This window comes from Thalassotalea loyana (assembly GCF_030161435.1).
GTDB lineage: Bacteria > Pseudomonadota > Gammaproteobacteria > Enterobacterales > Alteromonadaceae > Thalassotalea_G > Thalassotalea_G loyana.
In genome coordinates, this window is the sequence record NZ_BSSV01000003.1 from 1 (window position 1) to 12,482 (window position 12,482).

Here is a 12,482-nt window from a genome sequence, read left to right on the forward strand (position 1 = left end):
CTTAAGTCTAAGCATTAAAATAAGCAACTCAATGGATAAGCGACTTAAAGGATAAACGACTTGGGGTCGTTTGTTCGCTCTTCTTAATTCAAGGGCTCCCACATCCAATTCTTCTTAAGTTTAAGCATTAAAATAAACAGCTTTATGGATAAGAGATCTAAGGTCGTTGTTTTGCTACTCGTAATTTATCTAAGTTGACGTGTTCTTTACTTTTAGATCAATGTTTATTTAAGTAACATACGTTGCAAAAACCACCGAAGCAAAATAACAGGACAAAATAATGATAAAACCAGGTCGATATCAACACTTTAAAGGTAACTATTATCAAGTTTTACATGTCGCAAAACATAGTGAAACTGAAGAGTATCATGTCGTATATCAACCATTATATGGTGAAAAAGATATATGGATTAGACCTTTATCATTGTTTGATGAAACGATTACGCGAGATGGTAAAACAATAAAACGCTTCTGCTACATTGATCAAGGCGAATAGTATTAATTTAGCGTTAAAACGACCTTTCCTACCGATTGATTTTCAGCAAGCAGCTCGTGTGCTTGTTCAACACAGTTCCAGTCAAACGCTTTATATATAGTCGGCTTTAGAGAATTAGATGACGATAATAAATGTCCAAACTGGTCGTTTAAGCGCGCGATCAGTGATGCTTTATAATCATCGGTTCGGTTTCGTAGAGTCGATGCGTGAATTGATACTCTCTTTTGTAGCATCTTTGCTATATCAAGTTTCTGAACAAACCTACCACCGAGTATTGAAAGGATTACAATGTGGCCATCAGGGCTCATGACACTTAGGTTACGATTCACGTAATCGCCTGCAACAACATCGACTACAACATGAAAGAAGGTATTTAATTCCTTGCAAACAGAAACGAAATCTTGATTTTTATAATTAATCGCTACATCAGCACCCAATTCTATACAAGTTTTACATTTTTCTTCGGTTGAAGCTGTCACAACAACGTGGCAACCAATGGCTTTAGCTAATGAAATAGCGGCTGTCCCCACTCCACTTGCTCCGGCGTGAATAAGCACCTTTTGTCCAGTTTGAAGTCTTCCATAATCAAACAATGCCTGAAAAGCGGTAACGAAGGTTTCCATAAACCCACCGCCATCGATTATAGAGTAATCATCAGGGAGCGGCAGTACATGGCGAGCATCAACATTAACGTATTCTGCATAACCACCACCAGATAGTAATGCCATCACCGAATCACCAACCTCTACTCCCTTTACATTTTCCCCTATGCTTACAACTTCACCACAAACCTCTAGCCCCAAAATAGATGAAGAACCTTTCGGAGGTGGGTATTTGCCAGCCTTTTGTAATAAGTCGGCGCGATTAACGCCTGCAGCTTTTACTTTGATAAGGCACTCATTACTGGAAACTGATGGTGGATTTGTAGTGTCAAACACTAACGTTTGATCATCCTGAACATTAATATAACGCACGCTAAACTATAGAAAAGTGATTAAAGTCTTGCCATTCTACCTCTTTAACTTCAACATTTTCTACTTGTGAGTATTCAGATCCTGTTTCAAGCCAAGCAGTTAGCTTATCAACATTATCTCTATCACCACACGCAAGTACTTCAACAGAGCCATCAGACAGGTTTTTTACATAACCGCTAATGGCAAGATCAATCGCCTGCTCTTGGGTTGATGCTCTAAAGTATACTCCTTGCACCTTCCCGGTGACCTTCGCTAAACAGCATACTCTCATACAAATATCTCCTATTTGTTTTCAATCATTGCGCCACAGCTACGCAATACATTAAAATTGGTTTTATTGTAATTTTTATTAAGTATAGGCTGATGTCAGCAAAAATTTATTTAAATATTGGCAGAGAAAAATCATTAAAAAGAAAGCACCCATGGGTATTTTCCAAAGCAATCAGTAAAATAAAGGGAAAACCTTTATCGGGTGAAACGGTTGATATCCTTGACGCAAAAGGTAATTGGTTGGCGTGTGGAGCTTACTCAGAGCAATCACAAATACGTGTTCGTGTCTGGAGTTTTGATCAAAATCAGACCATAGATCGTAATTTTTTCTTACAAAAACTTAGCAATGCGCAATCAAGACGAGATTACTTTATTGCTGAAGGTGAATTAACAGGCTACCGACTAATCGCTGGTGAATCTGATGGCATGCCAGGTGTAACAATCGATGTGTATGACAATATTATCGTTTGTCAGTTATTAAGTGCAGGTGCTGATTATCAGCGCCATATTATTGTTGACTGTTTAAAAGAGCTATATCCAGACTACTATATTTATGAAAGAAGCGATGTAGACGTCAGAAAAAAAGAGGGATTAGAACTCGTTACCGGTTGGTTAACAGAGCCTGCCCCCTCACCAGAAGTCATTATTAATGAACATGGTATAAAAATACTCGTTAACGTAGAAACAGGACATAAGACTGGCTTTTACCTAGATCAACGAATCGCTCGTTTAACGGCAGGAAGCTATGCTAAAGATAAAGCCGTGCTTAATTGTTTCTCTTACACGGGTACATTTGCACTGCATTGTGCCGCAAATGGCGCTAAATCAGTAACTAACGTAGACGTATCAGAGACCGCACTTAACCTTGCTCAGCGTAACTTAGAGATTAATGATTTAGGAAATGCCCCAGTCGAGCATGTAAAACAAGATGTGTTCAAATTATTAAGGTAGTACAAAGAAGAAGGCAAACGATTTGACATGATCATCCTAGATCCACCAAAGTTTGTTGATTCAAAGGCTGCACTTACTCGGGCCTGTCGTGGGTATAAAGATATCAATATGATCGCAATGCAGTTACTTAACCCAGGTGGGATGTTGCTAACCTTTTCTTGCTCAGGGTTACTCGATGCCGGCTTATTTCAAAAAGTCGTGGCAGATGCAGCATTAGATGCAAATAAAGAAGTGCATATTGTTGAACGAACACAACAAGCTCATGATCACCCTATTTCTTCAAATTACCCTGAAGGATTCTACTTAAAAGGTCTTGTTTGCCAAGTTTCTTAGTCGCATAAGAATCTACTTGGGTCTTAGTACAAGCCGTTTTCTCATTGAACATAGAAAACGGCTTGTATGTTTTGGTAACGAAAGTATTAATATCAAACAAAACACTGTTTTGATGAGTAACAGAGAAGCGGGCAAAGTCAAACGCTTCAATTGCCTTCGAGTCGGTGTTTCTCCAAAAATCAGTTAAGTTATGTAGAGTACTCGATTGAAAAATATCGACTTCACGATACATCTCACATGCAGACAACGCTTTATTGTCATAATCGAATAGCATGACAAGCGCTTTCGCCCCAAGAGATACATGGCCGCCATAAGAAACATCGATGCTATTTAGCGCTAATGCCCGATCCCAATTGATTCCGCCAATGGTTACTTCATGCTCAAGATTTCCTTCATCGATAGCTTTTTTTGCGCCTAATGCCATTGGGTCATTGGACGCCCAAACTAAATCAATCCTGTGGCGCTTTATTAGCCCTTTAACCTTCAAGTACGCCTCTTCCTCCGACCAATTTCCAACAGGGTTATCAACTAATAAAACGCCTTCGTTTTCATGTAAAAAGGTGCTTAGTCCATTAAACCTATCTGTTGCCGCGCTTGATTGATAGTCCCCCCGCAACGCTAATAAGGTATAGCTACCTTTTTTGACTTTTGCTTTGTGGATAGTGACTATCTCTTGGGCTAGCTTTTTGCCAACGGTAAAGTTATTTGGGATGGCATGTCCTATGATCAGGCTTTTCATTAGAGGTGTAAATGAATTGAGTTCTTGTTGACTAAAGCCATTTAACAGAGTGAATATGGGCAAATTATAAGGCGCAATAGCTTTAACAAGCTCTTTGCCTACGCCTTTTTCATTAACAATAATGACGTAATTAGGAGAATGAGAGTTCACCGTGTGTGCAAGTTGCTTCATTAAGATATGATCTCTTTCAGCATATAAAGAAACCAATTCAATATCCAAATCATTAGCCGCAGCTTGCATAAATCGGTTAACACTTGACCAAAAAGTGCCGGTAGAGTCTTCTACAGGGTGGCCAGGGTTGATAAACACAACTTTGAAATTGCCCGCAAACACATGTTCGTTCGCAAGCACTGAATACACGAATAAAAGACAAGCTAGAAACTTCTTCATACCTTTAGCCTAGTTCATATCAACGAAAAGCAGAAGTTAGAAGATGAGTATTTCTCGTCTGAAACTGACTAAGATTGGTATCTGGCAAGGAATAATTCGACGGTCTGTTCGACGAGATATGCAGTTTGCGCTGTGTCTGGAACGTCAAAACCATATAATCGAGGGTAAAAAATATGTGATTTCAGCTGAAAAACAAATTGAGACACCGCTAATTCCATATCATCTATTTTAAGTTTATTCGCACGACATGCCGTTTGCAGAAAGTTCTCTAAATATATTTGGCACCCGACTTTACTGGCACTTAATTGCTTGGCCAAATCAGGTTGTTGAAGCATTTGTAAAAACGCTATTTTTGCGCCGCGAATAAAAGGAGCCGATGACATCAGCTCACATTCTTTTTCTGCAATATGAATCAATTGAGCTTTTATTGGTAGGCTATCGTCATAATCAATGACGTCTGTGGTTTCTAGGGAGGTTTTCATTCGCGTAATGATCGCAAAAAACAATAACTCTTTGGTTTCAAAATGATTATAGACGGTACGCTTTGACACTGACGCAGCTTTGGCGACATTGTCCATACTCGTGTGCTCAACACCGTGCGTATAAAATAACTGCTCTGCGGCATCTAGGATGTCTAGCCGTTTTTGTTCCGATAACTTCATGAAAACCTCACTATATTCCCGTCCATTATATGACATAAAAATTTAAAAGTGCACTACCTAGTTTACTTTTTAAATAATAAATGAGAAACTACACCGTGTAGTTTACTTTTAAAGAACGAACAATGAACAAATTCCATTGGCTTAGTATTTTAGTTATCACTTTATTTATAGGAGCTTGCACAGTGAACAATCAACTAGCGAGTAAAAGCAATGTACAACAACCATCTAACAGTATTTTTCACGAAGGTAAGTTTTACAACAATGATCCAATGGAGCCAAATACGTTAGGTAAACTTGGCAATATCATCATTCGATACTTCACAGATAAAAGTGCTGATGCTACCCCTAAACAAACTATTCCAGTTGAGCAAATTACTGAAAAAACTTTAGATGCACTTAGTGATGACCAAATCCATGTCGTTAAATTAGGTCATTCATCAATATTATTAAAAGTGTATGGTGAATACTGGTTATTGGATCCGGTATTTAGTAAACGGGCTTCCCCCTTCTCTTTCATGGGCCCTAAACGATTCCATCAGGCGCCAATTTCAATAAACGAGTTGCCTGCTATAGATAAAGTATTGATTTCGCATAATCATTACGATCACTTAGATAAAGCCAGCGTCAAAACACTCGCAGCAAAAACTAAAGCCTTCTTAGTTCCTTTGGGCGTGGGCGAAGATTTAAAGTCTTGGGGAATAAAATCTGAGCAAATTAAAGAGTTTGATTGGTGGCAAGAAGAAGAAATAAACCAAGGTTTTGTAGCATTTACGCCTACTCAGCATTTCTCTGGACGTTCACTGACAGATGGCAACAAAACGCTTTGGGGTTCATGGGTTATAAAATCTCATGGTGACAGTGTTTATTTCAGCGGTGATTCAGGCTATTTCCCTGGTTTCAAAGATATCGGGAAGAAATATGGTCCATTTGACTTAACCATGATTGAAACCGGTGCTTACGACAAAGATTGGTCTGATATCCATATGACACCAGAACAAAGTGTTCAAGCCCATATTGATGTTAAAGGAAAAGTGATGATGCCAATTCATAATGGCACTTTCGACCTTGCATTCCATGCTTGGTATGAACCACTTGAGCGAGTTAATAATGCCGCTATCGATCACAATGTGACATTATTTACACCGATCGTCGGTAAGGTGCATCAAATAGATGGGGACATGTCGTCAACACTTTGGTGGCGGGAGTTATTAAAATTAAACGAATCAACACTAGCCTATGCGTTAAACAATTTAAAATAGAAACCGAAATCACCTAGAAATTAGAGCCAATATTGACATAATGCGCGATATTGGCTTTTAGCTTTTACAAGTAAATGACGTTGTTGTAACTGACTTTACGTTGCCTTCACCACACTGCTCTACCGCCAATTTTGCATTCGCTTCAACTTGGTGGGAATCAGAAAAGTTATCTAAAACTGCAAAGATAACAAATGCAAAAAAGATGATGCCAACAATTAGATGATAATTATCGGTGCCTAAAATAGATTTCTCTGACAAAATTAACGTCCCTATTAATTCATTAAATATGATCGCTCGCAGGCTTTAACCGTTACCAAAACACATGGACTCGTGTTCTCGTCAAGACCTAGTGTCTATAGTATGTGTAAAAGGAAAAAATATAGTGACTGTCGCTAGTCCATTTCGGTTATTTCAATGCCGATAAGATAGCAATCAGGTCCTTCTTCCGTAATTCTAACGACTTTACCTTTCGCATCAAACGCATGAACGCCATTTGAAGAAGAATCCACACCAACTTTAACCCGTGTACCAATTTCCATTGGACTAGATAATTCTATTGCCATTCCTGTTGCGCTCAGATCACGACAGGCAGCCAATACTACTTGGTTTACTTCGTCATCAACTACCGTGACATTAACCATGCTATTTACCATCATGCGATAAAAACCACGCTTATCATCAAAATTGATCATTGCTACTCCATAAAAGATGATTCAAATTTGTCCATTCTTTTATAGCGATTTGCTTATTAACTGTCAATTAAACAAATTTTACTCAAAGAATAAGCAGCCTAATTAAATTCTTTTAAATGATTCAAAATTCGCTTAACCGAAATTGGATATGCTGTTCTTAAATTCTGTGCAAACAAAGACACACGCAGCTCCTCAATCATCCATCGAGTTTCTAATAAGTCTTTTGGTTTAGGTAAATCGCTACGCTGTTTAGATAGTAATTGCTGATAAGCATTCTCTGTTTTTTCAACTTCAAGCATTTTTAATCTATCTTGGTTAGGATCAATCGGTAATTTTTCCAACCGGCGTAAAATCGCATTTAAATAGCGAATCATGTCGTCCAATCGTTGAATTCCAGAAGCCGTAACGAAACCTTTAAACACCATCTTTGAAACTTGTTCTTTAATATCACCATGGGCTTGAATCATACTTAAACCCATATTGCCTTTTAGCTTTTTACGAATATCATGACTCAACGCAAGGACTTGCTCGACTTTAATCGCTGCGCTTAATACATTATCGGCTATCTCGGTCCTGACAAAGTCCTTGGCACGATTAAAACTAGCCTCGTCTTGAGGAAGCTCAGGAAGTGATAATAACAATGACTGACAAGCCGCTAAAATACAGTCATCGAGTAACTGACCGATAGAACCAAAAGGATTAAAATACATCCCTAACTTGGTTTTATTTGGCAACTTTTCTTGCAAATACTTAACTGGAGACGGTGTATTTAACAAGATCAATCGGCTCATACCTTTAATCATTTCTTGTTGAGCCAATGATTCTTGTTCCATCAGTTCAATTGCAACAGATGTTTTATGGTCAACCAAAACAGGGAATGCCTTAATCGACATGTTTGCAATCTTTTTCTCATAAGAAGTAGGTAACGTCGAAAAGTCCCAAGTTGTAATGTCTTTTCTTTCAATACCTTTGTCGGCGACCTTCTTTATAGACGCTTTTACTTTGCCTTGTAATTTTGCTTGTAAATGAACTAAATCCCGCCCCTGATCAAGGAGCTTACCTTTTTCGTTGAGCACCTTAAAATTCATCTTAAAATGGATAGGCAGTTCAACATGTTCAAAGCAATCTTCTGGTAACCGTATGCCACTCATGCGTAACAAATGTTTTGCTACCGCTGCGTTGATTGATAGTTCACCAGGTGAAATGGCATCAAAACATGCTTGTGCATAATTTGGCGCGGGCACAAAGTTTTTCCTCAAAGTCTTAGGTAGCCCTTTTATCATAGCTGTTATCAGCTCTAGGCGTAATGCAGGAATTAACCAATCAAACCCGTCTGCTTGAACCTGATTTAGTATCCCCACTGGAATATTGACACTAATACCGTCATCTGGATCACCAGGACTAAAGTGATAGGTTAACGGTAACGTGAGTCGGTCTTGCTTCCACGTATTAGGGTATTTATCTTTTGTGACTGCACTTTCGTCTTCATTCAATAGAAAAGATTTCGTAAAATGCAGTAGCTTCGAATTATTGTTGGATTCTTTTTTCCACCATGATAAAAAGCTCCGCTGACAGATAACGTGCTCAGGGATGCGTTCTGCAAAAAATTGGGCGAGCTGATACTCTTCGATTAAAAAGTTCTTTCGACGCGCTTTTTGCTCGAGCGTTTCGATTTCTGCAACGAGTGTTTTGTTATGTTTGACAAAATCGGCTTGAATCGTTGAATCACCATTAACTAATGCTTCATTAATAAAGATTTCTCGACAAGTTTCAGGCTCTATTTGATTAAATACAACCTTGCGCTTTGGCACGATTACTAAGCCGTATAAGCTTACTTGCTCGTATGCCATAACACAGCCACGCTTCTTTTCCCAATGCGGTTCGCTGTAGCTTTTTTTCAATAAATGTTTTGCAAGTGGTTCAATCCAAAGCGGATCAATTTTACTCACCATTCTGGCGAATAACCTACTCGTTTCGACAAGTTCCGCTGCCATGATCCATTTAGGTGGTTTCTTCGCAAGCGCTGAGCCAGGAAAAACAAAGAACTTCGAGCCTCGAGCTCCTTTAAATTCTTTGTGCTCATCTAGCTGACCAATATGACTCAGCAAGCCAGATAATAACGACTGATGGATTAACGCCAATTTGCTGTCATCTTCATAATCTACAAAGGTATATGATTGATGGATTTCTTTTAAGCTGATCTTTAACTGAGCAACAATATCCTGCCATTCGCGTATACGTATATATGAAAGGTACTCTTTTTGACAAAGCTTTCGGAACTGATTATTAGATAACGCTTTTTGTTGCTCACCGATGTAGCGCCACAAGTTTAATAAACTCACAAAATCCGATTGCTTATCTTTAAATCGACTGTGTTTCTCATCTGCTGCTTGTTGTTTTTCATGCGGACGTTCACGTGGATCTTGAATACTTAACGCACTAACAACAGTTACTACATCACCACTACAACCTAGCTCAGTTGATGTTAGTATCATTTTTGCCAATCGAGGATCAATTGGGAATTTCGATAATAAACGCCCTACTTGCGTTAATTTTATTTGACCTTTTTGGCTTGAGACTGCAGCCAACTCTTCTAACAGTCGCATACCATCGTTTATGTTGCGATTATCAGGTGCTTGGACAAACGGAAAGTCACTAATATTACCGAGATCTAACGCTAACATTTGCAGGATTACGGTTGCTAAATTAGTTCTTAATATTTCGGGATCAGTAAACTCAGGACGGCCTAAAAAGTCCTCTTCACTGTATAATCGAATACAGACACCTTCTGATACACGACCACAACGACCTGCACGTTGATTAGCACTAGCTTGTGAAATAGCCTCTATCGGTAAACGCTGCACTTTCGTTCGATAGCTATATCGAGAAATACGCGCCGTACCGGGATCAATTACATACTTTATGCCGGGTACCGTTAAGCTGGTCTCGGCGACATTAGTTGCGAGTACAATATTTCTGCCAGTATGAGGCGCAAAAATTCTATTTTGCTCTTGAACAGTCAATCGAGAATATAAAGGTAAAATGTAGGTATCACGGAGGTTTTCTTTTTCCAACGCTGCTGCCGTATCACGGATTTCACGTTCACCATTTAAAAAGACAAGAATGTCCCCTTGCCCAAGATCAGACAACTCATCAACCGCATTGATGATCCCAGAAATCACATCACTTTCATCATTATCAGATAACGGGCGATAATGAATATCTACAGGGAACGTACGTCCAGAAACCTCAATGATTGGCGCGTTGTTAAAATGTTTTGAGAACCGTTCGGGATCAATCGTTGCTGATGTAATAATTACTTTCAAATCAGGACGCTTTGGCAATATTTGACGCAAATATCCCAAGATGAAATCAATATTCAAACTACGTTCATGCGCTTCATCAATAATGATGGTATCGTACTGACGCAATAGTCGATCTTTTTGCATTTCTGCAAGCAAAATACCGTCGGTCATCAGCTTGATAAAAGAGTTATCACTGACTTGATCGTTAAAGCGAACTTTGTAACCAACTTTATCACCAAGTGTGGTGCCAATTTCTTCAGCAATTCGGTTAGCGACAGTCCGGGCTGCGATTCGACGTGGCTGGGTATGACCAATTAAACCGTCAACACCTCGGCCTAGTTCTAAACAAATCTTTGGGATTTGAGTCGTCTTACCCGAGCCCGTTTCACCGGCTATGATAACGACTTGATTCTGCTCTATCGCCTGGCTAATTTTATCAACAGATTGAGATACGGGTAGGCCTTCTGGATAGCTAACATCAGGCTTGTTGGCAAGTTTTGATGCTTTATTTTTGGTAGACCGTGTGATGTCGTCAGCTATTTTCGCTAACGTCTTAATCTGTTTGTCTTCATTCTTTATTTTCTTTACACCATTAAGCCTACTTTTAAGTAAGCCATAGTCTGATTTTTTAGCGTCTTTTAAAGTTTGAAGAAGTTCTTTAATAATTTCTGAAGGCGATGACATGAAAATGCATAGGAGTTCTAACTAAGTGATTGAATATTAGCACTTCACTTAATCGAATGCAGTAAAAAAGGGGCTCAATTGGCCCCTTTCGTCTGTCTAATCATGTTCAAATGCAATTATGCACCTACTTTAAAGCTTTCTCGCATGTGTAAGTCAATCGCTCTTAACACGTCATTTCGCGAGATAGTGCCTTGTAAATTGCCATCATCATCTACGACTGGGTAAACTTTTGGTTTATTACCTAACATATTCTGACCGAGCTCAACAATTGAATCGTACGTTTTAACCGCTAACACATCAGTGCGCATAATATCACTCACGTTTGCAATGTGAGAATTGTGATAAATCGACTTAAGCATTTTCTCAAGCACATCACTCTCAGACAAAAAGCCAATCAGTCGGTATTTATCATCGATTACTGGTCCACCTATTTGCTTAGTTTTCAAAAATCTAAGCGATGCTTCTTCTACACTCATGTCTGCAGTAAAGGTTACGGGGTATTGATTGACGTAGTCACGAACTTGAACAGATTCCATATTCTATCTCTTCTTATGCTTAAAAATTACTCATCACACTTTTACTGTAGACACAAACCATTCATATTTCACGACATTTTTTACAAATTCGTAAAAAAAATTTAAACCGAAAAATACGAGTGTAAAGATTTGACTACCCTAACGCTCAATTTAGTCTTTTTTATCTTTGAAAATAGCCACATAGGGCTTTTCACCAGCAACACGACTTGCGCGGTACATACCCGTTGAGTTAAATGGCATACTAATATTGCCTTTAGCATCAACAGCAATCACACCACCATTACCGCCAGCTTCAACCAAAACATCATTGATCACCGTATTAGCTGCCATATCTAATGGTATACCTTGATATTGCATTCGCGCACAGATATCTGCCGCTACATGATACCGAATAAAATATTCACCATGACCCGTCGCTGAAACTGCACAGCTTGCGTTATTAGCATAAGTGCCTGCGCCAATAATCGGTGCATCGCCTACGCGGCCCCAACGTTTTGCGGTCATTCCTCCCGTCGAAGTCCCACTGGTAAGGTTGCCGTATTTGTCTAATGCTACAGCTCCCACCGTGCCGTATTTAAAGTGATTTGGTAGTGTCTCATGCGCTGCTTGAAAGTCTTTAAGCTCACGCTCTTTTTCGGCTAATTTTTTCTTTGCACGTTGCAACGCTTTGTATCGATGCTTGGTATCAAAATAGCTGTTATCAACAAGCGTTAAACCTTGCTCCTTTGCAAAGCGTTCTGCACCATCACCACTGAGCATGACATGGACAGATTCTTCCATCACTTTTTCAGCTAAAGCAATAGGACTTTTAACGATTTTCACACCTGATACTGCACCTGCATTTAACGTTTTACCATCCATAATTGATGCATCAAGTTCATGATGCCCTTCATAGGTATAAACCGCCCCTTTACCTGCATTAAATAGCGGAGAGTCTTCTAGAATCTGGATTGCAGCAATAACCGCTTCTTGGCTCGTTTTACCACTTTCTAGTAACGCGTAACCTTTATTAACCGCTTTTAGTAGTGTTTTCTCATATTTTCTTTGTTTTTCAGGCGTCATGTTCTTTTTCAAAATCGTGCCTGCACCACCATGAATTGCAATAGCAAAATCATGCTTTGCTATTGATGGAAAACTAACCGTAATAGCACTAACAAAAGCTGACATAAAAAGTAATTTTTTACTCATAAT

At 39.1% G+C, this 12,482-nt stretch carries 11 protein-coding genes and 1 pseudogene; 3 read left to right on the forward strand and 9 right to left on the reverse strand.

Features of this window, described 5'->3' with window-relative positions:
* The first annotated feature begins 280 nt into the window (after positions 1 to 280).
* Positions 281 to 496 carry a DUF1653 domain-containing protein gene (locus QQK05_RS07550; protein WP_284297216.1) on the forward strand — a complete coding sequence of 72 codons (216 nt, stop codon included), beginning with the start codon at positions 281 to 283 and terminating at the stop codon, positions 494 to 496.
* A gap of 2 nt (positions 497 to 498) precedes the next feature.
* Here QQK05_RS07550 and QQK05_RS07555 read toward each other — a convergent pair whose 3' ends face one another.
* Both QQK05_RS07555 and QQK05_RS07560 read right to left on the reverse strand, forming a co-directional pair.
* Positions 499 to 1,470, reverse strand: coding sequence for an NAD(P)H-quinone oxidoreductase (locus QQK05_RS07555; RefSeq protein WP_284297218.1), 972 nt, complete (start codon positions 1,468 to 1,470; stop codon positions 499 to 501).
* Between the two features lies 1 nt (position 1,471).
* Positions 1,472 to 1,741 (reverse strand): acylphosphatase, encoded by a 270-nt coding sequence (locus tag QQK05_RS07560; RefSeq protein WP_284297219.1) that lies wholly within the window; start codon positions 1,739 to 1,741, stop codon positions 1,472 to 1,474.
* A gap of 92 nt (positions 1,742 to 1,833) precedes the next feature.
* Here QQK05_RS07560 and QQK05_RS07565 point away from each other — a divergent pair.
* Positions 1,834 to 3,024, forward strand: a pseudogene (locus QQK05_RS07565) (class I SAM-dependent methyltransferase).
* Here the strand turns inward: QQK05_RS07565 and QQK05_RS07570 are convergent.
* Complete coding sequence (locus tag QQK05_RS07570; RefSeq protein WP_284297221.1) at positions 2,963 to 4,153, reverse strand: ABC transporter substrate-binding protein; 1,191 nt, start codon at positions 4,151 to 4,153, stop codon at positions 2,963 to 2,965. The pseudogene QQK05_RS07565 and the gene QQK05_RS07570 overlap by 62 nt on opposite strands.
* Before the next feature lie 68 nt (positions 4,154 to 4,221).
* A complete protein-coding gene (locus QQK05_RS07575) occupies positions 4,222 to 4,815 on the reverse strand; it encodes a TetR/AcrR family transcriptional regulator (RefSeq protein WP_284297223.1) in 594 nt (197 codons plus the stop codon).
* A 122-nt stretch (positions 4,816 to 4,937) separates the two neighbouring features.
* Between QQK05_RS07575 and QQK05_RS07580 the strand changes: the two genes are divergently transcribed.
* Positions 4,938 to 6,074, forward strand: coding sequence for an MBL fold metallo-hydrolase (locus QQK05_RS07580; RefSeq protein ID WP_284297225.1), 1,137 nt, complete (start codon positions 4,938 to 4,940; stop codon positions 6,072 to 6,074).
* Positions 6,075 to 6,131: 57 nt separating this feature from the next.
* On the opposite strand, the gene QQK05_RS07585 is transcribed toward QQK05_RS07580, so the two are convergent.
* The 5 genes from QQK05_RS07585 to QQK05_RS07605 all read right to left on the reverse strand — a co-directional run bounded on the left by QQK05_RS07585 (position 6,132) and on the right by QQK05_RS07605 (position 12,479).
* Positions 6,132 to 6,332, reverse strand: coding sequence for a hypothetical protein (locus QQK05_RS07585; protein WP_284297227.1), 201 nt, complete (start codon positions 6,330 to 6,332; stop codon positions 6,132 to 6,134).
* Between the two features lie 134 nt (positions 6,333 to 6,466).
* Positions 6,467 to 6,766, reverse strand: a complete 300-nt coding sequence (locus QQK05_RS07590; RefSeq protein WP_284297229.1) for a PilZ domain-containing protein — start codon at positions 6,764 to 6,766, stop codon at positions 6,467 to 6,469.
* 98 nt (positions 6,767 to 6,864) lie between these two features.
* A complete protein-coding gene (hrpA, locus tag QQK05_RS07595; protein ID WP_284297231.1) occupies positions 6,865 to 10,755 on the reverse strand; it encodes an ATP-dependent RNA helicase HrpA in 3,891 nt (1,296 codons plus the stop codon).
* Positions 10,756 to 10,871: 116 nt separating this feature from the next.
* On the reverse strand, positions 10,872 to 11,291 hold the full coding sequence (locus QQK05_RS07600; protein WP_284297232.1) for a CBS domain-containing protein: 420 nt from the start codon (positions 11,289 to 11,291) through the stop codon (positions 10,872 to 10,874).
* 150 nt (positions 11,292 to 11,441) lie between these two features.
* Positions 11,442 to 12,479 (reverse strand): isoaspartyl peptidase/L-asparaginase family protein, encoded by a 1,038-nt coding sequence (locus tag QQK05_RS07605; protein ID WP_284297234.1) that lies wholly within the window; start codon positions 12,477 to 12,479, stop codon positions 11,442 to 11,444.
* Between the last annotated feature and the right edge of the window lie 3 nt (positions 12,480 to 12,482).